The sequence below is a fragment of the uncultured Ilumatobacter sp. genome, from assembly GCF_963980585.1.
In the GTDB taxonomy this organism is placed as follows: Bacteria; Actinomycetota; Acidimicrobiia; order Acidimicrobiales; family Ilumatobacteraceae; genus Ilumatobacter_A.
The window spans coordinates 16,922-41,848 of sequence record NZ_CAXCAM010000017.1 but is presented as its reverse complement, the minus strand read 5'-3'; the positions used below and the strand labels follow the sequence as shown (position 1 = coordinate 41,848).

Here is a 24,927-nt window from a genome sequence, read left to right as displayed (position 1 = left end):
ATGGCGACATGAATGAGCACGAGGACTTCTCCATCGACTGTAAAACCTGCATCGGCGCAGGCACCACGGCGTGCAATGACTGCTTCGTCACGCATCTGCTCGCCAACGACGACGGCCCAATCGACTACGTGCCCGTCGTGCTTTCCGAAGTGCCTCGTCTTCCCGATCCGCAGGAGGTCGCGATCGCGCTGTTCATCCGGTCTGGCTTGGTCGACGATCCGATCCAACTCGTTCCCGTCGACGAGTTCACGGGGTACGGCGTTCCCGTCCACGCCTGATCGTTCCGTACGCTGCCGATGTGCGTCGTCCCCAACCGGTTCCATCGATCGAGGAAATCACCGCGCACGTCGAAGACTGGGGCATCACCCACGTTGGTGTCTGCTCGGCAGACATTCTCACCGAAACTCGCACGACGCTGCACGAGCGCAAGGCAGCCGGGCTGCACGCCGACATGGGATTCACCTACCGCAACCCAGATCGATCAACCGATCCAGCGCATGCCGTCGACGGCGCATGGTCCATCATCGTCGCTGCTCGCCCGTACCTCACGGCCACCGAACCGCCAATCCCTGGTCCGGATGCTGGTCCGCACGCCCGAGTCGGCAAATACGCCTGGGTTGATCATTACGCACCGCTGCGCGCAGGCCTGCGGTCCGCGAGCAAGTTGATCCGCCGTTCGGGGCACCGTGCGGTCGCTTTCGCCGACGACAACTCCATCGTGGATCGCGCTGTGGCGCATCGAGCTGGCCTCGGCTGGTACGGCAAGAACGCCAATTTGCTGATCCCTGGTGCCGGCAGCTTCTTTGTCCTCGGATCAATCATCACCACCGCCGACTACGAGTGGAACGAGCGAGTTGCCCCTGATGGGTGCGGGAGTTGCACCAAGTGCTTCGAGGGCTGCCCGACCGACGCAATCATTGCGCCCGGCGTCATCGACGGCAATCGCTGCCTCAGTTGGGTGATGCAGCGCCCGGGTTCGATTCCACTCGAATACCGAGCGGCGATTCACGATCGCATCTATGGCTGCGATGACTGCCAAGACGTTTGCCCGATCTCTGTGCGGCTCGGCCAGCGCAACACGGTGGCGTTGTCACCGGAGGCGCAGGCGTGGGTCGACGCACTCGAACTGCTCGACCGCCCTGACGACTGGATCGAGGATCGCTATGGCCGGTGGTACATCGCCAACCGCGACTTTGACTTGGTGCGCCGCAATGCACTGGTCGTTGTCGGCAACGTCGGCGACCCGACAGACATGCGTGTTCGAGCCACTGTCGAGCGCTACCGTCAACACTCCAACGCAGTGCTGGTCGAACACGCCGACTGGGCTGCGCGGCAACTCCTCGCACGCTCATGAAACATCTGCTCGTCACCAACGACTATCCACCCAAGATCGGCGGCATCCAGTCTCTGCTGTGGGAATGGTGGCGTCGTCTTCCGGCGGACAAGTTTGCCGTGCTTACGAGCCCCTACGACGGGACCGCAGAATTCGATGCTGGCGAGCCGTATCGGATCGAGCGCACTCGCGAGCCGTTTCTGCTCCCGCATCCGTGGATGGTCAGGCAGATCAATGACCTGGTCGATGACTTCGGCGCCGATCTCGTCGTCCTCGACCCGGCAGTGCCGCTGGGGCTCGTTGGCCCTTCGTTGAAGGTGCCATACGACCTGGTGTTGCATGGTGCGGAGGTCACCATCCCGGGACGATTGCCAGGGTCGAAACAAGCACTCGCCTACACACTCAAGCGAGCCCGCAAGATCATCGCCGCGGGCGGATATCCCGCAGCCGAGGCGGATCACGCTGCTGGCCGGTCGCTGCCGACCACGGTGGTCCCGTGCGGCGTCGATCCCGACAAGTTCGTGCCGCTGTCGCCGTCGGAGCGCGCCGCTGCGCGCGAGCAGCTCGGCCTCCCCGTCGATGCCGAATTGGTGGTCAGCGTGTCGCGGCTGGTTCCGCGCAAGGGCTTCGACACGGCTATTCGTGCTGTCGCCCGCCTGAAGCACTCGCGACCCGACCTCTTGCTGGTCATTGCCGGTGGCGGACGCGAGGAAAATCGACTCAAGCGCCTCGCCGAGGAACTCGACGCTCCCGTGCGGTTCCTGGGTCGCGTGCCCAACGCTGACCTGACTCCGCTCTACGGCTGCGGTGATGTGTTCACGATGTTGTGTCGCAATCGATGGGGCGGCCTCGAACAAGAGGGCTTCGGCATCGTGTTCATCGAGGCAGCCTCATGCGGCGTGCCGCAGATCGCCGGCGACTCAGGCGGCGCGGCTGAAGCGGTTGCCCACGGTGAAACCGGGCTCGTGGTCAGCGAACCCGAGAACGTGCAGATGGTTGCCGACGCCATTGCCCAACTCCTCGATGACGACGAGTTGCGCGCGTCGATGGCGACGCGGTCGCGCGAGCGCGTGCTTGCGGAGTTCTCCTATGACGTGCTTGCTCAGCGTCTTGGTGAGACGCTCGGCGTCTTCGACTGACTCTGCTGGCACAATGGCATGGTGACCACCGGCGAACTTGATCGCACGCCCGCTCGGGGCTCGACGGAACAGGGAATCATCATCGTCAAAGCCACCATCGTCGGCACGGCGCTGTTTGTGGTCACGGCGATCTTCGCCGCTGCGGTGTTCACCACGGCTGCGCAGTGGGTGGGTGCCGTGACGGCGATGGCACTGTTCATGGTCGGCGTGTTTGCCTTCCTGTGGGGCTTCTGGAATGCCATTCAACGCAGCCGCGAAGAAGAGGTCTCGGTCACCCAACTCTTCCTGCTGCTCGGCGCCGGCACTCCGGCAGCGGTTCGCCGCACCATGTTGTCAATGCTGGCCATCCAGGTGGTCACGGCGTTCGGCACGGCAATCTGGCGGCTCGATGGCCCAGACGGCAGTCCAGGGTCATCGCTGGCGGTCGGGTTGCTCGTTCCCATGTTCGGACTCGGCATGAACGGTCTCTGGGCGGCCTATCACGCGAACTTCGGTCCGCGGCTTGATGCCGACGGGGCCCCGATGCGCGACCCGATGCGCGAGGCCAGTGCCAATTCGCGCCAAGATGGCGGGACATCGACCGCCTCCATCGACCAGAATGAGGACCATGGCTGAGACAGCAACGGAGAGCATCACCATCGAGGCGTCGCCAGAACGCGTCTGGGAGATCGCTGTCGATATCGAGAACTATCCCGAATGGGCGCGTGACATCAAGAATGTGACGGTGCACGCGACCGATGACCGGGGCCGTCCGTCCGAAGTCGAGTTCCGGGCGTCAGCACTCGGTCGCAGCACCCACTACACGCTCGCGTACGACTACACCAACGCTCCCGCCGAGCTTGGTTGGCGGATGCTGCGCGGCGACATCCAACGCTCGATTGACGGCGTCTTCAAGTTTGCGCCGTCAGGTGCAGGCACCGAAGTGCAGTACGACCTCGCCATCGACTTGGTGGTGCCGCTGCCAGGGTTTGTGAAGCGTCGCGCTGAAGTGCGCATCCTCAACACCGTGCGCGAGCTCAAGGTCCGAGCCGAAGGATGACCGGGGCCGGTGTACTGCCGGCTCGTCGCGTCGGCATTGACGTCGGAGGCACGAAGGCGCTTGGCGTTGCGCTCGACGCGACCGGTGCGGTCGTCGCCGAAGACCGCCGCCCGACGCCGCGCGGGGTCAACAGCCTCGGTCCACTGATCGACGTACTGGCCGAACTCGCTGAGTCGCTCGGCCTCGAGGGCAGTCTTGGTGTCGGCGTGCCGGGTCTCGTGACGCACGAAGGAGTGTTGCGTGCTGCTCCAAACCTCGATGGCGTTGCTGACTTCGACGTACGCGGACTGTTGGTTGACCGGCTTGGCGGCCAGATCGTCGTCGACAATGACGCGACCTGCGCAACGGTTGCCGAATGGCAGCTTGGCGCTGGCGCAGGCGTCGACAATCTGATGCTCGTCACGCTTGGCACCGGCATCGGCGGCGGCGTGGTGAGTAACGGTGCGCTGCAGCGCGGGCTCAACGGATTTGCAGGCGAATTTGGGCACATGGTCGTGCACCCTGATGGGCCACGCTGTCCGTGCGGTCGACGAGGCTGCTGGGAACGCTATGCGTCCGGCTCAGGTCTGGCGATGCTCGCGCGGGAGGCGGCAACGGGTCGACGCCTGAAGAACGTGGTGCGTCTCGCTGGCGGCGATGCGCAAGCAGTTCGTGGCGAGCATGTGCAGGCTGCGGCGCGCGAGGGCGATCCTGAAGCGCTCGCTGTCATCGACGACTTCGGGCGCTGGGTCGCACTGGGGTTGTCAAATCTCACAAATGCGTTCGACCCGGAGATGTTCGTGTTGGGTGGGGGGCTGGCGTCGGGAGCGGACCTGTACCTCGATCCGATTGTTCGTTGGTACGGCGAGTTGCTGTATCAGCCTGATCTGCGCCCGATGCCGCGTGTCGAGTTCGCCGAGTGGGGCCCGCTTGCGGGCGCCGTCGGAGCCGCCCTGCTCCCCGGTATCTCCAGCGCCCCCTGCTGAAACGTGGGGGAAAATGTTCGCTGTGCGAACATCACGCCCCATATTTCGGGATCGTGGGGTGTGACGGATGGAATGGGCACGTCCTGTCGGGGAGTCGAGTCGCTAGTTTTCGGGGATGGACTTTCGACGAATCGAAAACCTGCCCCCGTACGTTTTCTCGATCATCAATGGATTGAAGATCGAGGCACGTCGCGCAGGTCATGACGTCGTCGATCTCGGATTCGGCAACCCCGACATTCCCTCGCCCGACGTGGCGGTTGCGAAACTTGCCGAGGCTGCCCAGAATCCGAAGAACCACCGGTATTCGCTGAGCCGCGGGCTTCCGAAGCTCCGCGAGGCCATTGCTGGCTACTACAAGGACAAGTGGGACGTCGATCTCGACCCCGAGCTCGAGATCACCAACACGATTGGCTCCAAGGAGGGCTTCACCCACCTGATGTGGGTGCTGCTTGATCGGGGCGATGCGGCCATCGTGCCGAGCCCGAGCTATCCGATCCACATGTACGGCCCGCTCTTTGCCGGCGCCGACCTGCGGCAGGTTCCGATGAAGTTCCTTGCGAACCCAAGCCAGCGCGAGAACTTCGCGGACGACTTCATGGACAGCCTCAACACCGCGTGGGATGTCGGCTGGCCCAAGCCGCGCGTCCTCGTGATCTCATTCCCGCACAACCCGACAGGCGCCACGGTTGATCTGGCGTTCATGCAGCGCGTTGTCGACTTCTGCCGCGAGAAAGAGATGATCGTCGTCCACGATCATGCCTACGCCGACATCGGCTTCGACGGTCACGAGCCGCCAAGCATTCTGCAGGCCGAGGGTGCCAAGGAATGTGCCGTCGAGCTGTATTCGATGACGAAGAGTTTCTCGATGTCGGGTTGGCGCTGCGCCTTCCTGCTCGGCAACGCCGAGGTCGTGCAAGCGCTGGTCAAGATCAAGAGCTATCTGGACTACGGCATGTTCCAGCCGGTGCAGATTGCTGCAACGGTGACCATCAACGAGGCGGCTGACTTCCCGGACCAGGTGCGTGGCGTCTACGAGTCGCGCTGTGACACGCTCATCGACGGCCTCAGCCGCATTGGGTGGGACGTGCCCAAGCCGGGTGGAACGATGTTTGTCTGGGCCCCGATCCCCGAGGCGTATGCCGAGATGGGCTCGGTCGAGTTCTGTTCGCATGTGGTCCGTGAGGCTGACGTCGCTCTCTCGCCAGGCGTGGGGTTCGGCCCAGGCGGCGAAGGTTTCGCTCGGTTCGCACTCATCGAGAACGAGCTGCGCATCAATCAGGCCATTCGGAACCTGAAGCGCGGCTTGCCCAAGCTCGGCTGAGCTGCGCGAAACCCGCCGGTAACACTCGGTCGCTACATTCCTCGCCATGATCACTGTCGTTGTCCGCGTCTGGATGCCGGATCGTCCAGGCGCGCTTGGCCAGGTCGCGAGCAGGATCGGTGCGGTGCGCGGCGACGTGCTGGGGATCGAGATTCTCGAACAGGGAGCGGGACGAGCGATCGACGAACTCACGGTGGCACTGCCGGGGGAGGAGCTGATCAGCCTGTTGTCCGCTGAGATCGATGACGTTGACGGTGTGTCGGTCGAGAACATCCGCCAGGTCGATATCGATCGCATCGATACGAACCTCGCTGCGTTGGCGGTGGGCGCCGCGATGGCTGAGTGCGACCCCGACGATCGCCTCGAGGTGCTGTGCTCAGGTCTGCAACGGGTGGTTGAAGCCGACTGGGTGGTGGCGATGCGCGGTGGCGACACCGTGGCTGAGTACGGAGAGGCGCCAGAACTGGCCTGGCTGCAGGCCTTTCTTGCCGGGAGTGAACACCTCGACGGCATCGACGATGCGGCGCCGAGCGACATGGTTTGGGCCCATCTGGTCGCGTCAGGCATGTACGTCGCTGCAGGACGTGCCGAGCGCCCGATTCACGAGCGTGAACGAGTGCGGGTCAGCCTGCTCGGTCGTCTCGCCGACGCTCTGCTGTAGGGCGCAGAGTCAGTGGGCCCAGCCGCGTGAGCGTTCGACGGCACGCAGCCACTGGGCGTGCTGTGCATTGGCCCCAGTGCGGTCCTCGATGGGGGAGAAGGATGCATCGAGCGACCACTGTGCCAGTACTTCTTCGGGGCTCGCCCAGACGCCCTCAGCGAGGCCAGCAAGAAACGCGGCACCAAGGGCCGTTGTCTCCTGGTCGACTGGTCGAAGTACGTCGACACCGAGCTGGTCTGCTTGGATCTGGCAGAGGAAGTCCATGATCGAAGCTCCCCCGTCGACGCGGAGTTCCTTCAGGGCGGTGCCGCTGGCGGCCACCATGGCATCGACGACGTCGCGGGTCTGATACGCCATCGACTCGACGGTGGCGCGGGTGATTTCTGCCCGGCCGGTGCCTCGGGTGATGCCGACAATGGTGCCGCGCGCATATGGATCCCACCACGGCGATCCGAGGCCGGCGAGGGCTGGAACGAAATACACGCCGCCGGTGTCGTCGACCGACTCGGCCAAGGGACCCGTCTCTGCAGCGTCGTCGATGATGTTGAGACCGTCGCGCAGCCACTGAATCGCTGCGCCGGTGACGAAGATGGCGCCTTCGAGCGCATAGTGAGTGGTGCCGTCAGCGAGCGTCCAGGCAACGGTCGTGAGCATGCCTTCAGTCGGCGGCGGGCAGGTTTCGCCGACATTGAGCAGCACGAATGAGCCGGTTCCGTAGGTGTTCTTCGCCATGCCGGGCTCGACACAGGCCTGGCCGAACAGCGCCGCCTGTTGATCACCGGCAACCCCGCTGACTGGAATGTCGGCGGAGACGCCACAGTGCTCGGAAGTGACGCCGATACGACCGCTGGACGGAACAATGTCGGGGAGCGCTGACATCGGAACATTGAGCAGCGCACAGAGGTCGGGGTCCCAGGTGCGGGTCCTGATATCGCAGAGCATCGTGCGGCTGGCGTTGGTCACGTCGGTCGCAAACACCTCCCCTCCAGTGAGGTTCCAGATCAGCCACGCGTCGATCGTGCCGAGAGCGAGGTCGTCGTCGACGGGGATGTCGCGCTCGCGCAGGAGCCACTCGAATTTGGTTCCTGAGAAGTATGGGTCGAGCACGAGTCCGGTTCGCTCGCGTACGAGGTCGAGGTGACCCGCTGCAGCGAGTTCGTCACATCGGTTTGCTGTGCGTCGGTCTTGCCACACGATGGCCGTGCCGTACGGCTCGCCAGTCGAACGGTTCCACGCCACGACGGTCTCACGTTGGTTGGTGATGCCGATTGCGGCGACAGACTCGCGACCGACCTGCTCGATCACTGCATTCAGGGTCGCGACTGCAGCGTCCCAAATTTCGTTGACGTCGTGTTCGACCCAGCCGGGTTGGGGATAGTGCTGAGTGAACTCGCGGTACGACGCGACCGTGGGGGTGTCGTCAGTGAAGACGGCGCGGCTGCGCACGCCTGTGGTTCCGGCGTCGAGGGCGATCACACATTTGGTCACGCGAGCAGAATAGTCAGCGCCGCCGGTTCTTCTTTGCCGGAGGGCGGTTGCCACCGCCAGCGGTTCGGCTGGTCGGTGCGACCGACCGCCGTGTGGCGTTCGCATCGCCATCACGATCATCGTCGCTTGATGCGGATGACGCTTGTGGCGTCCGCATCTCTTTGAGCGTCTTGCGTTGGTAACCGAACTTTGCAAGTAGCCAGCCGAAGCCGAGATACAGGGGCCCGCTGACCAAGACGCCCGCAACGGCGCCGATGGTGTTGCCGTCGTTGAAGATGAGCAGAAATACCGCTGTCATGATGACCGCGTAGATCAGCCACTCACGCATGAGCCGCTGCCACGGAACCGGTCGGGTCTTGTCCCACGCCATGTCCCCAGTCCTATCAGCCGATTGTTCGATTGAGCACATGCACCGGACGTTTCCGAACACGGGGTGCCGCCTCGCATCAGGTCGCCTACGATCACCCGGGTGCGCGTCGGAGTGTTAACCGGAGGAGGCGACTGCCCCGGATTGAACGCGGTCATCCGCGCCATCGTGCGCAAGGGCGAGCGTCACTATGGTGACGAGTTGGTTGGTTTCCTCGACGCGTGGGACGGCGTGCTCGATCGACGAACGGTCCCGCTGTCGGTCGAATTCATGCGCGGCATGCTCCCGCGCGGCGGAACGGTGCTTGGTACCCGGCGCGGGAGCCCGTTCGACACCGAGGACGGCGTGGAACGCGTCAAGCAGACCATGAGCGACCTTGGCCTCGATGGGCTCATCGTGATCGGCGGCAACGGCAGCCTGTCGGTTGCCTGTCGTCTGCACAGCGAGCACAACATCCCAATCGTTGGCGTGCCGAAGACGATCGACAACGACATCGTCGGCACGGACGTGACATTCGGCTTCAACACGGCCGTGCAGATTGCCACCGACGCAATCGACCGTCTCCACACAACAGCTGAGAGTCACGATCGAGTCATGGTGGTCGAAGTGATGGGCCGTCACACAGGCTGGATCGCCACGTCCGCGGGAATCGCTGGCGGGGCGACCGCCGTGCTGATTCCTGAGATTCCTTTCGACATCGACGAACTGTGCGCACGTCTGAGTCGCCGTCATGATCGAGGTCGGTTTGCATCCATCGTTGTGGTCGCCGAAGGCTCTGAGCCGATCCCCGGCACCCTCGAAATGGAGGACAAGGTGCTCGATCGATTCGGGCATGTCGTGCTCGGTGGTGTTGCCACCCGCATCGCCATCGCCATCGGGAAACGCACCGGCTTTGAAGCGCGAGTCGTGCAACTCGGTCATGTGCAACGCGGCGGAACCCCGACGGCGTTTGACCGCGTCCTGTCCACTCGATTCGGCGTCGCAGCGATCGACGCCGTTCATGACGAGGCCTGGGGCAAGATGGCGGTGCTCCGCGGCGAAAAGATCCTGCAAGAGGATCTCACGGTTGCAGTCGGCAAGACCCGCACGGTCGACATGGACCTGTACGAAGGCGTTGCCAAACACTTCTTCGCCTGACCGGGGCGCCGGGCTCAACTGTTGGCGGTCGGAATGGCTGGATACGCTGGTTGTGATGATTCGACGAAGCCGGGGTAGTCGTAGATAGTGAGCGGGCGATCGGTGTTCTGGCCGTTGCCGATTGGCCAGACTTGATTCTCGTTATCAATCTGCAATCGCAGGCTTTCCACCCCGTCGATCTCGTTCGACGTGGCGACAAGCTGCGCGACGGCGATCCGCAAGGCGTCCGAAGTGAGCTCCCCGAACACGTCGTTCACGCTGACGGTCAGGATCCGGCCGCGCAGCCGTGCGCTGTTGAGTTCCAGGCCGTCGGGAAGGTTGCTCGACAGGCCGGCCTCGCGCTCGGCGCTGTTGGGGCCATCGATGAGCGAGTTCAGGATGCCTTCTGCATCGCTCGGGACGTCGCGCCGCACCGATCTCAGACGCGCTTCTTGATCGACGGCTGCTGGCGCAAGCAAAAACACCCGGTTCGAACCGGTCGCTTCGTCTCCGGTCGGTTGCTCCCCGAGCTGGCCACGTTCGTTCTCGGGCACAGGACGGGCGGTCTCGTCGACCTCGATGGAGCATCCGGCGAGGCTGAGCGCCACACAGGTGACGCTGGTGAGAATGCGGCGCATCAGTCGTCCAGTTCCGAGGCCATGAGTTCGATGACGAAACGTGCGCCAGGTTGTCCGTCGAGACGATCCTCGACCCAGACGCGCCCGCCGTGCATCTTCACGTGTTCATCGACAAGCGAGAGCCCCAGGCCGGCTCCTTCACTGCCGGTGCGGCGCCCGGCGCCACCGCCGCGCGCGAAGCGTTCGAAGACGAGCTGGCGTTCTTCGGGCGGCACACCCGTGCCGTTGTCGACCACGGCGATCTGAATGTGGGCCATGGGCTCGTCATCAGGCTCGACGACGTTGATGAGGATTTCTGGTTCCCCGCCACCGTATGCGAGCGAATTGTCGATGAGGTTGGCAACGACGCGAGCCAGTCGGCGCTTATCGCCTCGGATGATTGCCAGTTCGGAACGGTCCGACACGTGGAGCGGGAGCTGTGGTGCAGCACTGACTGCGACCGCCTGTCGCACGAACTCTGCAGCAAGCAATTCCTCCATGTGAAGCCGAATGGCACCAGCGTCGAAGCGGGAAATTTCGAGCAGGTCTTCGACCAGGCCCTGGAATCTGACAACGTCGCTCGACAGGAGGTCCAGCGCCGACTGGGCGCGCTCGGGCAGATCATCGCGCCGTGCGTCCATGACTTCGACCGATGCCGACAGCGTCATCAGTGGCGACCGCAGCTCATGGCTGACGTCGGATGCGAAGCGGGCGTCTCGTTCGACTCGCTGCTGTAGCGCCTCCGCCATGTCGTTGAAGGAGTCGGTGAGGACACCCAGGTCGGGATCCGCAGTGGTCTCGAGGCGCGTGTCGAGTCTCCCACCGGCGATCGCCGATGCGGCCTGTGCTGCGGTTGAGAGAGGCCGCACAGCGCGACGTGACGAGAAGATGCCGAGGAGGACGCCGAGTCCTGTCGAAATGAGCGACGCAAGCAGGAGGTTGAATCGGACGCTGTCGAGTGTCTCGACCTGATCGCCGAGGCTGGTGAACTGGAAGTAGCCGCCCAGGTTGGGAACTTCCCAGCCAACGAGCACGTTGAGTTCGTCGCCGACCCGAACGATCTGTTTCGACGGTTCTCCACGAACGAGCACGTCATCGATCATGTCGGGTGGGAGAACTGAGTCGACATACGGTGGCACGCCGCCGCTCCATTGGCCCTGGTACCGAATCAGGAATCGCTGGACACCGATATTGGTCAGTGAGTCCTCGGCGTTCTGTGCTGTTGGCGGGTTCGAACTGAGGTTCTGCGTCACGCTCTGTGCGTTGCGGAGCGATGTGCGGACCGCGGCGGTCTCGGCCTGGCGCACGAGGTTGTTCTGTGTGAGCCCGTACGTCGTGATCGCGAGAAAGACGGACAGCGCAATTGAGCCGAGCGTGATGGTGAGCAAGATTCGGCGCCGGAGCCCGAGCGCGTTCGGGCGGGACTTGCGGAGCAGGCGACGGAACCAGCCGCCTTCGCTCACGTTTGGAGCCGGTAGCCGAGCCCGCGGACCGTGACGACGTGACGCGGGTTGGCGGCGTCGGACTCGACCTTGGTGCGCAGCCGACGGATGTGTACGTCAACGAGGCGGCCGTCACCGAAGTAGTCGTAGCCCCACACTTTGTCGAGCAGAGCTTCGCGGCTGAGCACTTTGCCGGGGCTCTCGGCAAGCTCGCAGAGCAACCTGAACTCGGTCTTGGTGAGGTGGACCTCAGTGCCTTCGCGCAAGACCTTGCCTTCGTCGGGAATCAATTCGAGATCACCGAAGACGAGGCGAGCATGGCCCTGTGCGCTGGGCCGAATGCGACGGAGCAATGCTCGGATGCGAGCCGAGAGCTCTTTGGGCGCAAATGGCTTGGTGAGGTAGTCGTCGGCTCCAGCTTCAAGACCAGCGACGATGTCGTGGGTGTCATTGCGAGCAGTGACCATGACGACAGGGACGTCGCTGGTACGGCGCAGGGTGCGACACAGTTCGAAGCCATCGATGCCCGGGAGCATGATGTCGATCAGAACAACGTCAGGTGTCGAACGATTGAACTTCTCGATCGCCTCTTCGCCGCTCTCGGCTTCGTCGACGATCCACCCCTCGTCCTCGAGCGCGAGTTTGACCGCTGATCGGATGCGTTCGTCGTCTTCAACTGCGAGGATGCGTGTTCCCACAGCACCATGATGGCCCAAGTCGCACCTGCTTGACGACCATGGTCGGCAGTGCCGGCCAAAAAATCTTTCGAATCGTGGCGCGACGGGCTAGCTCGACGCAACTTTGATGGCCGCGAGCAGCGCGGCATGGATGCCCGGTGCTGCTGCCACTGCGCCCAGCTCGTCAGGAACGCCGCCGTCGAACCCGGACACTTCGGCGCCGGCTTCGTTCGCAATGAGGAGGCCTGCAGCCATGTCCCACGAGTTCAAGTGTTCTTCGAAGTAGGCGTCGAGCCGACCGCACGCGACGAACGCCAAGTCGATTGCTGCTGATCCGTACCGGCGGATGTCGCGCACCTGCGGCAGAAGTGAGCCGATGCGATTCGCTTGCAGGACGCGCCGATCATCGAGATAGCTGAAGCCGGTCCCGATCAAGCTCATCGAGATTGCGTCGGCTTTGCTGACCGAGATCGGGAGGTTGTTGAGCGTGGCACCGCCGCCCGCGTGCGCGGAAAACATTTCGTCGGTCACCGGCACGTACACGGCGCCAGCGATTGCGTCCGTTATTGGCCGGCCACTGCGGACAGCTGCGACGGAGGTGCACCAGGCGGGGAGGTCGTACAGGAAGTTGGCGGTGCCGTCGATTGGGTCGATGTGCCATTCGATGCCACTGGTGCCGATGTCGGCGGCGCCCTCTTCGCCCACAATGGCGTCGTTGGGTCGGAGCCGCCTGAGTTCATTGACGATGTAGGCCTCCGCAGCGCGATCAAACTCGGTGACTGGGTCGGTGAGGCTGGACTTGGTGTCGTGTGCCGGTGGCTGGCCGATCGGCAGTTCCCGCCGGCCGGCGAGCGCCGCTGTTCCGGCAGTCCGTGCCAGGCCTTCGGCCAACGTACGGAGTTTCGTTGGATCAGCCGATTGATCAGCGCGGGGCATGGCCAGCGTCGCTTCGATCCTCAACCTCGCGCCACTCACCCAGTGCACGCATCACCAGCACGGCAACGATGGCCATGCCCCCGGCGGCAACGATGGCGCCGACGACAATGCCCAAGCCAAGCGGCAGCCCACAGTCGCCCTCGCACTGCAGCGAGATGAGTGAATAGCCGATCAATGCGCCGGCGAGACCGCTGAGGCAGATGGCGACAAACGCTCCGACTCGGACGCCGACGGACGGCAGTGCTGACAACGGGCGAGCGGTCTCTTCCATTGTGGCCAAGGGTATCGGTGATGCACCTCAGCGTCTCGGCCAGCCGCTACCGCCGCGTCGGACGTCTTTTGTTCAGTGGTTGTCGGAGCGTACGAACACGTTCCACTGATCGTTGTGGCCCGAGGCGCCGATGATCGCTCCAAGCAGAATGCCGCCTGGGAGCGATCCCCAGTAGGACGGACCCGTGTCCATCACATTGCCCAGAAAGAGCATCAGGAGCCACGTTGCGGGGAACGTGACGATGAGGGCCACGATCAGCATGGCTGCGACGGATAGGACAAAGCTCAACAGGTTTCTAATCATACGAAGAGAATAGGCACCATGTTCGACACGGAGCGGGATGGTGACTCGTTGCGCGTGCCTGATGGTTGCAGTGTGGCGGTTGAGGTAAGACCGTGCTCCATCTGTCCTGCCGACATGGACAGGTTCTCATCTCGATATTTTCTGCTGGCTTGGCCACTCGCTCGACGCTTCCCAAGTTGGCATTTCTCGGGTCGCACGCCCTCGATAACTGTGGGGTCGCCCAGATTCTCAGTCGACGGCTCACCTTGCGGGCGCTCTTCATCGCGGGCCAGAACGCTTGGCTTGGGAGGACAGAACCGGCGAAGTGTGCGCGGTCGCCCGTCCAACTGGTCGCTCGAAATGCGACGGCTGATGGTGTCCGACCGGGTCGCCCTGGCGCGCCGGTTGCATCAGTCGGCGGTGCCGGTGCAGACGATGAGCTCGGCGGGGGAAACGAACCCGTCGGGACCTTCGTACTCGGCGAGCGCCTCAGCGACGGCGCCCCAGGTGTCAGCCTGCTCGCTGTCGGACATGTCCTGCATGAGCATGTGCAGCGCTCCGAACGCATCTTTCAGGAAGCGGAGGTGTTCGTCCACCGATTCGAGCTGGACGGCCGCCGGGACCGTCCACGCAGCAACATTCGAGAGCCCGGCCGCCTCATAAAGCCCTGCGAGCCGTGCAGGATCTCCAAGGGCGAATGGGCCCGGTACCCCCGGTGCCGGCGGCGCGATTCCGGCGCGTGCGCCGATGACTTGTGCCGGAACCGAAAAGAACGGATTCGCGGCGGGCCCGGAGATGACGATCGCTCCGACGCGACCGCCCGGTACAAGAGCGCTTTTCTGAGCGCGTAACGACGACGCCGGATCGGGGAAGAACATCAAACCAAGGCTCGACACCACCGCGTCGAAGCGTTGGCCGTGGAACTCGAACACTTCCCCGTCCATCTCACGCACCTCGACCTGCGATAAGCCGGAGCGGTCGGCGTTCGCACTGGCGAGCGCCACCATGCCGGGCGACAGGTCGGTCGCGACGACGCGCCCATCAGCTCCGACCCGCTCCGCGAGCAGTTGCGTGAATGCACCGCTGCCGCAGGCGAGCTCGAGCACTGAATTTCCCTGGTCGACGCCCATCGTCTCCAGCATCTCTTCGGCCGCTGGTCGGATCATTGACTGGATTGTCGCCCCCCAGGCGTCATAGCCCACTCCGGAGGCATCCCACTGGTCGCGTGTTGTGCGCTTGTACGCAGACGGATCGAACGGGGAGTCGGCCATATCGCGACCGTAGTCGGCCTGATTCGTGCCCGGGTTTGGCGTCCAAACCCACAGGGGTGACCCGCTGGTCGAACGATTCTCCGACTCGCCCGAGAGTGAGAGCCGCTGAGGGTACTTCCGCTCGGTCGGCCAGTCGCCCCGACCCGCGCGATCGTCCCGGCTCAGAACGCGCCGTCTCGCGCTCGGCTTCCCGCGAAGTGTGCTGTGAGTATTAGGCCAACAGTCCCGCGGTCACCGCCCGTGCGACGCGCTCATCGACTGCTTGGTCCCGGCTAGTCATGGCCACACTCGAACTACAACTCAGCCACCCACCCGATAACCGGCGAAGTGTGCGGCTCGACCCGGGCAACAGGCCGCACATAACGCGACCACCGACCGTGTTCGGCTGACGAGCAGCCGCCGTGATTATCGGGCGCTCGATATGCCGAGCAGACTCGGTGAGAGTGCAAGATCCGGTAAACACCGCAGCCAGGTCACGTGAAAGGGTGTCTGCATGAAGATCAGTTGCGCGTTTCCGCCGGTCCCGCAGACCCCCGACCACATTGTGCTCGCCGAAGAACTTGGCTTCGAGACCGCATGTGTTTACGACACGCCAGCGCTGCAACTCGACTGTTGGATGACGCTCGCGCTCGCCGCAGTTCGCACCGAGCGAATCCGCTTGGGACCCGGCGTGATGATTCCATCGCTTCGTCACCCCATGGCGGCGGCGGCTATCGCCACCCTTGTCGGGCTGGTGGGTCCAGATCGCGTCATCGTGGGAGCTGGCACCGGCTTCACGGGTCGTCGGGCAATGGGACAAAAGCCACTGAGTTGGAAACACTTCCCAGGCATGGTCGACGATATTCGTGCGCTCTTGCGGGGCGAAGACATTGAGGTGGACGGACAATCGGTGCGCATGTTGCACTGGCCTGGGCAAGCAGTGGAACGTCCGATCGAGGTTCCCTGGATCATGGGGGTCAACGGCCCCCGAGGGCTGCGGGCTGCCGCCGATGCTGGTTGCTGCCGCGCCTGATCTCATCTTTGAGTTCCTCGTCCCAGAACTGGAGCAGCGTGGAACTGGCCGGTAGTGGGAACCACTCCTCGCGAAGGCAAGGCTGAGCGACACAGACAAACTTGGTAGAAGTGTTGGTCACATTGCGGACAACCTCGCTGTAGTTCTCCTGGTGTAAGAGGACCTCAAAGAGGATCGACGCGTCGACGGGTTCGAGCCCGACATATGCCGCGGGATAACGGAAATTGGCATTCACTGCCTCGAATCGGGCGTCGGGAAGGTGCATTGCTGCATCGTCGGCACGCGCCTGATACGCCGACATGTCTCCGTGATCGACCATGCTCACAAAACTCGCTCCGAGCGCTTTGGCGGGCTCCAGCAAGTATCGACCCTCAACGATGTAGCACCCGCCGAAGTCGCGCAGCGACGACACGTCAGGCAGATTTGCCACGAGATCCTGCTTGAGTTGCATGACGCTGCCATAGTCGACGACCGGTCGCTGGCCCCTTCAGTCCTGTTCGTTCACCTCCTTGCCGTCGGCGGCGTTCTGGCGTCGCTCGTAGTCGATTCGGGAATCGGCCGGCGGGAACGCGGTCTGATTGTGACTGGACTGACCCCGCCCGATAGCCGGCGAAGTATGGCGCCGCGGGCGCCCTCGGGACGCTGCAGAGATCCCGCCCATTGCTGGCAGCCGCGTGTCTCCGAAGCAACGGTGAGGCAGGGGGCAACGTTGCCGGGCGCGGTACTAGGTTGATTGCGTGAGGTCAGGCGGGGAGCGATCTATTTTGCACGCCGACATGGATGCCTTCTTCGTCTCAGTTGAATTGCTTCGCCATCCCGAACTGGCGGGCAAGCCCGTGGTCGTGGGCGGTACCGGGAACCGTGGTGTCGTTGCTGCAGCGTCGTATGAGGCTCGGCGCTTTGGTGTGCACTCGGCATTGCCATCCTCGATCGCTCGCCGTCGCTGTCCTCATGCGATCTTCTTGCCCGGCGACCATGAGCTGTACCGGAAGGTCAGCGCCCAGGTACGCGAGATCTTCGATCGGTACACGCCACTCGTCGAGCCGCTGTCACTCGATGAGGCCTTTCTCGACGTGACCGGATCGCGACGACTATTCGGGAGTGGAGAGGACATTGCTTGGAAGATTCGCGACGACGTGCGCGCCGAGCTCGAGTTGGGTTGTTGCATCGGAGTTGCATCAAACAAGTTTCTGGCGAAGCTGGCGTCGGTCGAGGCAAAACCGAGGGCATTGCCGGACCGCATCGAACCGGGCCGTGGCGTCATGGTCGTGGCCCCCGATGCCGAGCAGGCGTTCCTCGATCCGCTTGCCGTCCAACGACTGTGGGGCGTGGGGCCGGCCACGCTCGAACGCCTTCACCGTCTGGGAATTGCGCACGTGGCGGATCTGCATCGCGTTGACCCCACCGTTGTTGCCGCTGCGCTCGGGCGGAACCAAGCCGACCATCTCATTGCTCTGTCGACCGGTTTCGACGACCGCCCCGTCGAGGTCGACCGCGACGCCAAGTCGATCGGGCACGAGGAGACGTACGCACAAAACTTGCACAGTGTTTCCGAGATGCGAACCAACCTCGTACGTCTCACTGACGCGGTTGCGAGCCGGTTGCGCCAGGCAGGTGTGGGCGCACGAACGCTCCAACTCAAGATCCGGTTCGATGACGGGTTTCACACGATCACCCGATCGACGACGAGCAGGGAAGCGAGCGACAGTGCTGCGGTGATCATGGAGATGTTGGAGCCGATTATGGAGACGATTGACCCGTCGCCAGGCATTCGACTGCTCGGTGTGTCCGGATCAAATCTCGGCCCAGTGTTCCATCAGATGACGCTCGATGAAGCCGCCGAAGATGCACCCGCTCACGGAGCGACCGATGCTGCATTGGATGAGATTCGAGATCGGTTCGGCGCCGACGCGATCGGGCCGGCGAGCGCAGTACGCGGGGGAGAGGTGCGCAACGTGAAACGGGGCGGGCAGCAGTGGGGGCCGGATCAGTGAGCCACTCGGCAGCCGACCCGAAGCGACGTTTGGTCGTCTATGCCGTGTCGGGCCCAGTTCTCTACGAAAAGATGGTCGTCAACAGCGTTCGGTCATTGCGGGCGTTCAACGACTCGATTCCGGTCTGCTGTGTGGTGTTCTCCAGCGATCGGGCCGATGCTGGCGATCTCCTCAGCTCGGCCCCAGGGCTGGAGGTCGTCGCTGCGCCACCGCTTGCAGGCGGCGCCGGCGGAGCATTCTTCGCCAAGTGGCATGCGCTCGAATACGTCCCCGACGTCGACGAGGTGTTGTTTCTCGATGCCGACACCGTGCTCTTTGATGACGTCGAAAGGTTCTTCGAGCAGGATGCCGACTTCGTGGCCCGCGAGGAGACGCGCTGTGGCCGTGGCGGTGACGTCGTTGACTGGGCCGCAATGGACCGGATCGGGCGTGCCTCCGGGTACGACATCTGGCCGGTGTTCAACACCGGCGTGATGCTGTTCCGATCAGGATTCCACCGAGAGGTCGCAGCGATGCTCGACCGGTTCGTGTCGGTGGCCTTGAACTTCGTCACCAAGCCGGCGGAATATCCGTGTTCGAACACGCACATCAGCGAAGAGGTGTGTGCTGCGATCGTTTTGGGAGCCTCGGGCGCCCGGCGGTCCGCGTTCTACGATGCGCGCGAGGTCATGTTCCGGTCCGAGTTTGCGATGGTGCCGATTGGATCGGCACCATCGGCACCATTGCTGCACACCTTCACCGGCTATTACTGGGAGTGCATCGGGCGAATCTGCGCGGAGCGGTTACTCCCCGCTGGCACCCTCGCGCAGCTGATCACGTCCTGATCTTGGCTCCAGCGTCGACCTCGCTGAGTCGGTCGCAACCCCGTCGACGCTCTCGCCGCCCACGCCCATCCCGAATCGGCCGTGGAAGTTGCTTCCCGCAGGCCGGATCACGTCGTGACTCCAGGACGTCTGAGAAGGGGCGTTTCAGAACGGACTTGCAGAGTTTCTTGGAGGCAGGCCATGGGGCACCGATACTGGCGAGCGCCATGCGGCGGCGGGTCTTCCTGCGGTGCCGACCGCCCCGTCGATCGACATGTGACGCGTGGGACTCGCGATGATCTCGGTTCCCGCGTTGAGGATCGACCGCGAACGTGCGATGATGAGAGCGTGCCGCTCTCCGAGAACGAACAGCGCATTCTTCGCCAGATCGAAGAGGAACTTCAGCAGGACCCCACCTTTGCGCAGAAGGGGTATCGAGTACCGCGACGTCGTTCGCTTCTGCTCGTCCTCGGACTGCTGCTTGGCCTTGCGATCACCATCGGCGGCCTGGCCGTCAGCTTCGTCGTCGCCTTCGCTGGTTTTGTGCTCGTTCTGGTCATGGCAGTCATGCTCGAATCCGAGCTGCGCCTGGTCGGACGCGACCGACTCGGGCAGTTGCCGATCTCGGCCTGGCTCAACGCCAGCCGCCGGCCGGTCTCCCGGGACAAAGAAGACTCCTGAACCAGACGCTCGTCTCGGCGCTTACGACAGCTGGGTGAAGTACCGTCGAACACGCGCCAGCGGCGAGAGCGAATCCTTGACCGCTCGCTCGATCTGGCGTTTCCATTGGCGGCACTCGTCGATCTGATGCGACGAACCGTTCGGTGCGTACGACACTTCGGTGATGACCGCGGCCAGCGAGCCGAAAGGCCGCGCGATGACGGGGAATGTGCTGGCTGCGACCCCAGCGTATTCAATCGGAGTCAGCGATGCTGCGGGGCGGACCCCGATCTCGCGGAGGTCGTCCACGGATTGACGCCATAGCAGCGAGATGGCAGCTGCGGTGTCGGCAGGCACACGATGGCGGCGCCACCGTCGTACGAGTTCGGGGGCGGCGAGTGCCAGACCGACCAACAGCAGCGCGATGAAGCGGCCGGTCGGGAACGAGTTGTTCTTCTCATTGGCGGTCCCGCCCGCACCTCCAGCGAAATCATCGAACTGATCAATGGTGCTGGGGTCGATAGGGAGGCCATCGGGTGTCGTTGCGGCTGGTCCGGCGACGGTGGTCGGCGGTGAGACCTCGACGTCGGGTGCTGCGCCTGCGGGTGACTCGTCGGGGAGTGAATCGGGGTCGATTCCCGTCGCGTCCTGTTCAGGCGCGACGTTGGTGTAGTTCTCGGCACCCGGGGCGCCTCGGCCCGGAGTGGGTTCAAAGGGAACCCAGCCGAGTTCGTCGAACCAGACCTCTGGCCAGGCGTGGGCGTTCTTGCCCAGTACCGAGTATCGCTCACCATTGAAGTTTCCCGGCGTGAACCCGACCGCCACTCGGGCGGGTATGCCAATCGTCCGCATCATCGCCGCGTAGGTCCCGGCGAACTGCTCGCAGTACCCGACACGGTCGCGGAGGAAACCCTCGATGGCGCTATTGCTGTGGCCGGCCTGCACCTCGAGGCTGTAGTCAAACTCACTGCGGAACCAATCCTGCAGCGTGATTGCGGCTTCGTATGGAGTCAACGAATCAGCGGTGACGCTGCGGGCCAGTTCGCCGACCGACGAAGGGAAGTCGTCGGGAAGTTCGAGGTAGATCGGGTCCCCAGCGTCGGTGCTTGTGGCAGTTTGGAGGGTCGCGAGATCGAAGCGCGGTGAGGCCGAGACGATATCGAATGTGTTGCCGGCGACAAGGTCGCCGTCGGTCTTCAGGAGCGTGGATGAGTCAGCATTCCAACGGAGTCCGTCCTGCGGGGAGGCAGCGACAGGGTCGGGAGCGGTGGGTACGAACTTCTCGCCCAACGCCGCGATCGTGAATTCTTGACGGAGTTCGTTCGCGCCTGCCCGGGCAGTGGAGAGTTCACCGTCGGCGCTGGTGAGAGAGCGTTCGGGGAGGCCCCACTCAGTGCCGTTGAAACGGGCGAGCGCAGAGAGTCGCCAGTACGACGCGAAGTCGGCGCGGACGGAGAACAACTCGGCGTTCGACCGATTCGTGAGCCGCGAGCGAATATCGACCAACGGGCTGATGACATTTGTGACGCTGCCGCCGTTCCCGCCACGCGTCTCGTAAATGGGGTCAGCGTCAGCGCCAGGCAGGCGTGGCCCGATGAAAGAGGCGGCCACGGCCACGACCGCCGCCATGCCGAGCGCAACGGGGACGATGCGACGAATCGGCGAACGTCGTGAGCCGATGACCGTAGTGCGCTGCGGAGCGTGGTGGGCGCGCAGGGCAACCGTGGCCACCACGCCGGCGAACACGAGCGCTGTGGCCAGCGCGACCCTGCTGCGATCGGCCCCGAGCGCAGCGATGAAGACGAACAGCACGCCACCAGGCATGAGGGCTTCGGCACGAGCGAATGCTCGGAACGCGAATGCGTCGGAGAGTATGACGGTCAGAGCGATCCCGATTGCGGCGAGTACGTCCCAGCCGCCTCCGTAGATCACCGGTGCCACCGCAGTTCGGAACTGCTGGCGAACGAGTTCAATCTCTTGGCGGAAGAGTTCGACAGTGTCGCCCGTTGGGACCAGGAGCGACATGGAATCGCGGTAGTGGACGATGGCGATGATCCAGCCCATCAGCGCAATCATCAACGGAACCGCTACGAGGCCAGGGAGACGCAACCGGCGGGTGACGAAACCGAACGCGTGGCCGATGACAGCGAGCACGACGAAGTTGTCGAAGAACTGCCAGCCAGCAAAGACGCGTGCGTAGCCGGCTGCGACCGCGATTGAAAACCCGGTCAGCGCGACGGTGGCGAGCAACTCGGTGACGAGCCTTGCATCAATCGAGGGTGGAAGTGGGGGCGTCTGCGGGCGACCCGGTTGCGGCGATGTGGCCACGGCAGGGGGACGTTCGTCGGTCATTGTCATGCGCCGACCCCGTTGATCGCGCTCCAAGTGTCGAGGAACTCGACTTCACTGCGCGCCGAGACCCCAATGGCCGACCGTGAGCGCACGTCGGTCGTGACCCCGATGGTGGTCAAGGTCGGATCGACGATCGCCTGGATCGCGCGCCACCCAGCGCTCCCGTGGGACCCGGTGACGAGGATGATGAGTCCGAGACCCTCGCCCGGGTCGCGGTCGAGTTGGCCAAGCGGAGACGAGTCGGGCTCGATGCGGGCCAAGACGCTCAGCGTGTTGGCACCAGTTTCTGGTCCCCGGAGATCAATGCCGCCGGAAGTGACAAACCGTGTGGTGAGTCCGGCCTGCTCGGAACTGTGCACAAGGCTTGCTGCGGCAGTGACACCACGTTCGAAGCCATCGGCATCGAGGTACGAAGTCGGGTTGGCGTCGAACACTACGGTGCAGCGCTTGAGCCCCTCGACGGTGTGTTCTTTGACGAACAGATTCTCAGAGCGTGCCGAGGCCTTCCAATCGATCGAGCGTGGCTCATCGCCGTCGACATAGGTGCGGAGCCCATGAAACTCACCCTGTCCAAGCCGGCGTGCCTGCACGACGAGGTGCCGTCCGAGTTGGCCTTGGCCCAGCACTGGCATCTTCAGGAGGTACGTCCGCGGCGCCACCGTGACCGAGTCGGTCCCGGCAGCGACCGCCGTGGTCGTGGCGATCCCCAGCGGGTCACGAATCTCGACATCAAGCGGGCCGAGCTGGACGATGCCTCGGACCGTCGTGGGGAGTTGGTACCCGGCCGACGATCGCGTGCCCGGTGCGAGGGGAGCAACCGACAGTCGGGCGACGTAATCGGTCGCATTGGCTCGACTGACCCGTTCGGCCAACTCAAAGCTGGTCGAACGAATGGCGTCTTGGTACTCGAGTCGCAGGTCGACGCGCCCGGTGTCACCCGCGACGAGCACGGTCGGGTGGACCCAGCGCGTTGCCGAAACGCGTGGGCGGCGGAGCCGGACAAACAGCAATGCGACCATGACGGCGACAAGGAAGCCGGCGCCGATGACGAACAGTTCGACGATGGCGAAGATGCGTCCGATGACGATGGCAATGATCCCAGCGGCCAGGCAGTTCCACCCCTGGCGCGTCAGCACGACTGCCGTGCCCTGCGCTGTTCGCTAAAAGAGGTGTTCACCGCGCGACCGGGACGGCGACGGCCTCGAAGACCTCGCGCACGGCATCCTCTGGGGAGAGGGCAGCCCCACGATCGGTGCGCACCATGATGCGATGAGCCAATGCCGAGATGCCCACCGCCTTGACGTCGTCGGGCGTTGCATAGCTGCGGCCGCGCGCTGCGGCATGAGCGCGAGTGGCCGCTGCAAGCTGCAGCGTGGCCCGAGGGGAGAGTCCCAGTTCGATTCCGGGGTGGTGGCGGCTGGCCTCGGCGAGGTCGACGAGATACGACTTCAGCGCGCCCGCGACGTAGACCGTGCGCACAGCGTCGATCATGCCGTTGATCTCTTCGGCGGACACGACGGGGTCGAGACCGGAGAGGACCTTGGCCGACCCCTGATCATCGAGCATGCGGATCTCGGAGGCGCGGCCCGGGTAACCGATCGAGATCCGAAGAAGGAAGCGGTCGAGTTGACTTTCCGGAAGCCGGTAGGTCCCTTCCTGGTCGACCGGATTTTGCGTGGCGATGACCATGAAGGGCGGCGCAAGCTGGCGGCTCACGCCGTCGACGGTGACCTGGCGTTCTTCCATGGCCTCGAGCAGTGCGGATTGCGTTTTCGGGGAGGCGCGGTTGATTTCGTCGGCGAGCACGATGTTGGCGAAGAGCGGGCCGGCTTGAAAGCGGAAGCTCTCGGAGGACCGCTGATAAACGCTGACGCCGACGAGGTCGGTCGGCAGCAGGTCGGGGGTGAACTGCACGCGCTTCCATACGCAGTCGACCGACGCGGATAACGCTTTGGCCAAGCTGGTCTTGCCGACGCCAGGTACGTCCTCGACGAGGAGGTGGCCCTCGGCCAGCATGCACATGATGGCGAGTTCGACGGCTTCGGTCTTACCGTGAATCGCCTGTTCGATGTTGGCGGTGATGGCGTCGAAGAGAGCGGCGAAACCCCGTGGCGCAATGTCGGCGGCGGTTGCCGAGGCGTTGGCGAACCCGTCCGAGGCCGTAGGCGTTCCGTCTGCTCCAACATCGATCGTCACGAATGAAAGGGTAGATGCAAACGTTGTGCCGGGGAAGTCGGCGCTACGTTCGTTGTCGATGAGTTCACCAGACCACGTGTTGGCGGTTGCCATCGAGCCGTCACGCCTGGCCGCAGGTCTCGTCGATGCCTCTGGCACCGTGCTGCTCCGCGACCGCGTCACGACTCCGTCTCGTGATGTGTGGCGGGCCCTCGAGCAGTTGATTCGGAGAGTCATCGCAGCTGCCCCCGAAGGACTGGGTGCGCCACGTGCCGTCGGCGTGAGCTGCACCGGGCCGATCGACGTCCGCGCCGGAACCGTCTCCCCGCCGCTCGTGCCAGCTTGGACGAGCTTTCCGCTTCGCGAGCACCTCGAACGCCTGACCGGGCGGCCCGTCGAGCTGGACACGGCAGGCGGCGCGGTCACCGAGGCGGAACGCTGGCTCGGCGAGGCGGCCGGGGTGTCGAGCTACCTGAAAGTGCAGATCGATACAACTGTCGAGTCCGGCTGCGTCATCGACGGGGTGCGATTGTCCGGGTCGCTGGGCAATGCCGGCGCGATTGCGCACGTGAACGTCGAGCCCGGCGGCAAGGAGTGTCAATGCGGGGCGCTTGGTTGCCTCGAAGCGTACGTGTCGTCCACTGCGCTTGAAGCCGAACTGAATCGTCCGTTGGGGCGCGCAACGTCGCCGATCGTTGATCGGACTGGCATCATGCTTGGCCGTGCGCTGGCATCGATCTGCGCGACCCTCGACCTGACCACAGTGTTTCTGTCGGGCAACGTCATCGATGTGCTCGGCGACCCCATGCTTGAATCGATGCACCGCGAGTTGGCGGTGCGGTCACGCCTGAAGAATCTGTCAGGGCTCCGGGTTATCGAGCCCCACGAGCGTCTGTCGCCCCTGACCGCAGCGGCGTCGCTCGCTCTCCGCTGATAGCTGAGGGCTGATGTCCGTGGGCTGGGCGTGGTTTCGCCGCTCGGCTACCGCGCGGTAACCCGCAGCCGT

Annotated in this window: 27 protein-coding genes; 14 read left to right on the top strand and 13 right to left on the bottom strand. The window is 64.0% G+C overall.

Translation table 11 applies throughout. From position 1 onward, the window contains the following. The first annotated feature begins 8 nt into the window (after window positions 1–8). The 8 genes from ACH2DW_RS07555 (at window position 9) to ACH2DW_RS07520 (ending at window position 6,458) form a co-directional block, all read left to right on the top strand. Window positions 9–278, top strand: a complete 270-nt coding sequence (locus tag ACH2DW_RS07555) for a hypothetical protein (RefSeq protein ID WP_394929123.1) — start codon at window positions 9–11, stop codon at window positions 276–278. 20 nt (window positions 279–298) lie between these two features. Beyond that, entirely contained in the window at window positions 299–1,354 is a 1,056-nt protein-coding gene (gene queG / locus ACH2DW_RS07550) for a tRNA epoxyqueuosine(34) reductase QueG (protein ID WP_394929122.1), read from the top strand. Further along, window positions 1,351–2,472, top strand: a complete 1,122-nt coding sequence (locus ACH2DW_RS07545) for a glycosyltransferase family 4 protein (protein ID WP_394929121.1) — start codon at window positions 1,351–1,353, stop codon at window positions 2,470–2,472. The genes queG and ACH2DW_RS07545 overlap by 4 nt, the downstream gene beginning before the upstream one ends. A 21-nt stretch (window positions 2,473–2,493) precedes the next feature. After that, a complete protein-coding gene (locus tag ACH2DW_RS07540; RefSeq protein ID WP_394929120.1) occupies window positions 2,494–3,087 on the top strand; it encodes a hypothetical protein in 594 nt (197 codons plus the stop codon). After that, window positions 3,080–3,511: an SRPBCC family protein gene (locus ACH2DW_RS07535; protein WP_394929119.1), complete on the top strand. Its 432-nt coding sequence runs from the start codon at window positions 3,080–3,082 to the stop codon at window positions 3,509–3,511. The genes ACH2DW_RS07540 and ACH2DW_RS07535 overlap by 8 nt, the downstream gene beginning before the upstream one ends. Further along, a complete protein-coding gene (locus ACH2DW_RS07530) occupies window positions 3,508–4,476 on the top strand; it encodes an ROK family protein (RefSeq protein WP_394929118.1) in 969 nt (322 codons plus the stop codon). Before ACH2DW_RS07535 ends, ACH2DW_RS07530 begins: the two co-directional genes overlap by 4 nt. A gap of 115 nt (window positions 4,477–4,591) precedes the next feature. Then, on the top strand, window positions 4,592–5,797 hold the full coding sequence (locus ACH2DW_RS07525) for an aminotransferase class I/II-fold pyridoxal phosphate-dependent enzyme (RefSeq protein ID WP_394929117.1): 1,206 nt from the start codon (window positions 4,592–4,594) through the stop codon (window positions 5,795–5,797). Between the two features lie 46 nt (window positions 5,798–5,843). Next, window positions 5,844–6,458: a hypothetical protein gene (locus tag ACH2DW_RS07520; protein WP_394929116.1), complete on the top strand. Its 615-nt coding sequence runs from the start codon at window positions 5,844–5,846 to the stop codon at window positions 6,456–6,458. Between the two features lie 9 nt (window positions 6,459–6,467). On the opposite strand, the gene glpK is transcribed toward ACH2DW_RS07520, so the two are convergent. Next, window positions 6,468–7,946, bottom strand: a complete 1,479-nt coding sequence (gene glpK, locus ACH2DW_RS07515) for a glycerol kinase GlpK (RefSeq protein ID WP_394929115.1) — start codon at window positions 7,944–7,946, stop codon at window positions 6,468–6,470. A 13-nt stretch (window positions 7,947–7,959) separates the two neighbouring features. Next, on the bottom strand, window positions 7,960–8,316 hold the full coding sequence (locus ACH2DW_RS07510) for a hypothetical protein (RefSeq protein ID WP_394929114.1): 357 nt from the start codon (window positions 8,314–8,316) through the stop codon (window positions 7,960–7,962). A gap of 99 nt (window positions 8,317–8,415) precedes the next feature. On the opposite strand from ACH2DW_RS07510, the gene ACH2DW_RS07505 reads away from it, so the two are divergent. Then, window positions 8,416–9,450 (top strand): 6-phosphofructokinase, encoded by a 1,035-nt coding sequence (locus tag ACH2DW_RS07505; protein ID WP_394929113.1) that lies wholly within the window; start codon window positions 8,416–8,418, stop codon window positions 9,448–9,450. Window positions 9,451–9,464: 14 nt separating this feature from the next. On the opposite strand, the gene ACH2DW_RS07500 is transcribed toward ACH2DW_RS07505, so the two are convergent. The 7 genes from ACH2DW_RS07500 to ACH2DW_RS07470 form a co-directional block, all read right to left on the bottom strand. Beyond that, the gene (locus ACH2DW_RS07500) at window positions 9,465–10,067 is read right to left on the bottom strand and encodes a GerMN domain-containing protein (protein ID WP_394929112.1); all 603 of its coding nucleotides are present in this window, start codon (window positions 10,065–10,067) and stop codon (window positions 9,465–9,467) included. Continuing rightward, complete coding sequence (locus ACH2DW_RS07495; protein WP_394929111.1) at window positions 10,067–11,509, bottom strand: ATP-binding protein; 1,443 nt, start codon at window positions 11,507–11,509, stop codon at window positions 10,067–10,069. Before ACH2DW_RS07495 ends, ACH2DW_RS07500 begins: the two co-directional genes overlap by 1 nt. Further along, a complete protein-coding gene (locus tag ACH2DW_RS07490) occupies window positions 11,506–12,186 on the bottom strand; it encodes a response regulator (RefSeq protein ID WP_394929110.1) in 681 nt (226 codons plus the stop codon). Before ACH2DW_RS07490 ends, ACH2DW_RS07495 begins: the two co-directional genes overlap by 4 nt. An 87-nt stretch (window positions 12,187–12,273) precedes the next feature. Beyond that, a complete protein-coding gene (locus tag ACH2DW_RS07485; protein WP_394929109.1) occupies window positions 12,274–13,101 on the bottom strand; it encodes an inositol monophosphatase family protein in 828 nt (275 codons plus the stop codon). Next, window positions 13,088–13,372, bottom strand: a complete 285-nt coding sequence (locus ACH2DW_RS07480; protein ID WP_394929108.1) for a hypothetical protein — start codon at window positions 13,370–13,372, stop codon at window positions 13,088–13,090. Before ACH2DW_RS07480 ends, ACH2DW_RS07485 begins: the two co-directional genes overlap by 14 nt. 72 nt (window positions 13,373–13,444) lie before the next feature. Further along, a complete protein-coding gene (locus tag ACH2DW_RS07475) occupies window positions 13,445–13,660 on the bottom strand; it encodes a hypothetical protein (protein WP_394929107.1) in 216 nt (71 codons plus the stop codon). 404 nt (window positions 13,661–14,064) lie between these two features. Beyond that, the gene (locus tag ACH2DW_RS07470; RefSeq protein ID WP_394929106.1) at window positions 14,065–14,925 is read right to left on the bottom strand and encodes a class I SAM-dependent methyltransferase; all 861 of its coding nucleotides are present in this window, start codon (window positions 14,923–14,925) and stop codon (window positions 14,065–14,067) included. Window positions 14,926–15,418: 493 nt separating this feature from the next. Here ACH2DW_RS07470 and ACH2DW_RS07465 point away from each other — a divergent pair, with 493 nt between their 5' ends. Next, entirely contained in the window at window positions 15,419–15,937 is a 519-nt protein-coding gene (locus tag ACH2DW_RS07465) for an LLM class flavin-dependent oxidoreductase (protein WP_394929105.1), read from the top strand. Here ACH2DW_RS07465 and ACH2DW_RS07460 read toward each other — a convergent pair. Continuing rightward, on the bottom strand, window positions 15,882–16,388 hold the full coding sequence (locus ACH2DW_RS07460; protein ID WP_394929104.1) for a hypothetical protein: 507 nt from the start codon (window positions 16,386–16,388) through the stop codon (window positions 15,882–15,884). The genes ACH2DW_RS07465 and ACH2DW_RS07460 overlap by 56 nt on opposite strands. 286 nt (window positions 16,389–16,674) lie before the next feature. Between ACH2DW_RS07460 and dinB the strand changes: the two genes are divergently transcribed. The 3 genes from dinB to ACH2DW_RS07445 all read left to right on the top strand — a co-directional run bounded on the left by dinB (window position 16,675) and on the right by ACH2DW_RS07445 (window position 19,415). Continuing rightward, complete coding sequence (gene dinB / locus ACH2DW_RS07455; RefSeq protein WP_394929103.1) at window positions 16,675–17,931, top strand: DNA polymerase IV; 1,257 nt, start codon at window positions 16,675–16,677, stop codon at window positions 17,929–17,931. Next, window positions 17,928–18,755, top strand: coding sequence for a glycosyltransferase (locus ACH2DW_RS07450; protein WP_394929102.1), 828 nt, complete (start codon window positions 17,928–17,930; stop codon window positions 18,753–18,755). Before dinB ends, ACH2DW_RS07450 begins: the two co-directional genes overlap by 4 nt. A gap of 327 nt (window positions 18,756–19,082) precedes the next feature. Further along, entirely contained in the window at window positions 19,083–19,415 is a 333-nt protein-coding gene (locus tag ACH2DW_RS07445; RefSeq protein ID WP_394929101.1) for a DUF3040 domain-containing protein, read from the top strand. Window positions 19,416–19,436: 21 nt separating this feature from the next. Here the strand turns inward: ACH2DW_RS07445 and ACH2DW_RS07440 are convergent, their stop codons facing one another. The 3 genes from ACH2DW_RS07440 to ACH2DW_RS07430 are packed head-to-tail and all read right to left on the bottom strand — an operon-like array spanning window position 19,437 to window position 23,942. After that, entirely contained in the window at window positions 19,437–21,752 is a 2,316-nt protein-coding gene (locus ACH2DW_RS07440; RefSeq protein ID WP_394929100.1) for a DUF3488 and DUF4129 domain-containing transglutaminase family protein, read from the bottom strand. Then, window positions 21,749–22,882, bottom strand: coding sequence for a DUF58 domain-containing protein (locus ACH2DW_RS07435; RefSeq protein WP_394929099.1), 1,134 nt, complete (start codon window positions 22,880–22,882; stop codon window positions 21,749–21,751). Before ACH2DW_RS07435 ends, ACH2DW_RS07440 begins: the two co-directional genes overlap by 4 nt. A 37-nt stretch (window positions 22,883–22,919) precedes the next feature. Beyond that, window positions 22,920–23,942, bottom strand: coding sequence for an AAA family ATPase (locus tag ACH2DW_RS07430; protein ID WP_394929098.1), 1,023 nt, complete (start codon window positions 23,940–23,942; stop codon window positions 22,920–22,922). A 58-nt stretch (window positions 23,943–24,000) separates the two neighbouring features. On the opposite strand from ACH2DW_RS07430, the gene ACH2DW_RS07425 reads away from it, so the two are divergent. Further along, window positions 24,001–24,855, top strand: a complete 855-nt coding sequence (locus ACH2DW_RS07425) for an ROK family protein (RefSeq protein ID WP_394929097.1) — start codon at window positions 24,001–24,003, stop codon at window positions 24,853–24,855. Window positions 24,856–24,927 lie beyond the last annotated feature (72 nt).

What these genes read in the sequence shown, in the direction of transcription:
- ACH2DW_RS07555 (WP_394929123.1), top strand. Translation starts at nt 9, where the DNA reads ATGAATGAGCACGAGGACTTCTCCATCGACTGTAAAACCTGCATCGGC.
- ACH2DW_RS07545 (WP_394929121.1), top strand. Translation starts at nt 1,351, where the DNA reads ATGAAACATCTGCTCGTCACCAACGACTATCCACCCAAGATCGGCGGC.
- ACH2DW_RS07535 (WP_394929119.1), top strand. Translation starts at nt 3,080, where the DNA reads ATGGCTGAGACAGCAACGGAGAGCATCACCATCGAGGCGTCGCCAGAA.
- ACH2DW_RS07530 (WP_394929118.1), top strand. Translation starts at nt 3,508, where the DNA reads ATGACCGGGGCCGGTGTACTGCCGGCTCGTCGCGTCGGCATTGACGTC.
- ACH2DW_RS07525 (WP_394929117.1), top strand. Translation starts at nt 4,592, where the DNA reads ATGGACTTTCGACGAATCGAAAACCTGCCCCCGTACGTTTTCTCGATC.
- ACH2DW_RS07520 (WP_394929116.1), top strand. Translation starts at nt 5,844, where the DNA reads ATGATCACTGTCGTTGTCCGCGTCTGGATGCCGGATCGTCCAGGCGCG.
- ACH2DW_RS07510 (WP_394929114.1), bottom strand. Translation starts at nt 8,316, where the DNA reads ATGGCGTGGGACAAGACCCGACCGGTTCCGTGGCAGCGGCTCATGCGT.
- ACH2DW_RS07500 (WP_394929112.1), bottom strand. Translation starts at nt 10,067, where the DNA reads ATGCGCCGCATTCTCACCAGCGTCACCTGTGTGGCGCTCAGCCTCGCC.
- ACH2DW_RS07485 (WP_394929109.1), bottom strand. Translation starts at nt 13,101, where the DNA reads ATGCCCCGCGCTGATCAATCGGCTGATCCAACGAAACTCCGTACGTTG.
- ACH2DW_RS07480 (WP_394929108.1), bottom strand. Translation starts at nt 13,372, where the DNA reads ATGGAAGAGACCGCTCGCCCGTTGTCAGCACTGCCGTCCGTCGGCGTC.
- ACH2DW_RS07470 (WP_394929106.1), bottom strand. Translation starts at nt 14,925, where the DNA reads ATGGCCGACTCCCCGTTCGATCCGTCTGCGTACAAGCGCACAACACGC.
- ACH2DW_RS07465 (WP_394929105.1), top strand. Translation starts at nt 15,419, where the DNA reads ATGAAGATCAGTTGCGCGTTTCCGCCGGTCCCGCAGACCCCCGACCAC.
- ACH2DW_RS07460 (WP_394929104.1), bottom strand. Translation starts at nt 16,388, where the DNA reads ATGCAACTCAAGCAGGATCTCGTGGCAAATCTGCCTGACGTGTCGTCG.
- ACH2DW_RS07440 (WP_394929100.1), bottom strand. Translation starts at nt 21,752, where the DNA reads ATGACAATGACCGACGAACGTCCCCCTGCCGTGGCCACATCGCCGCAA.
- ACH2DW_RS07425 (WP_394929097.1), top strand. Translation starts at nt 24,001, where the DNA reads ATGAGTTCACCAGACCACGTGTTGGCGGTTGCCATCGAGCCGTCACGC.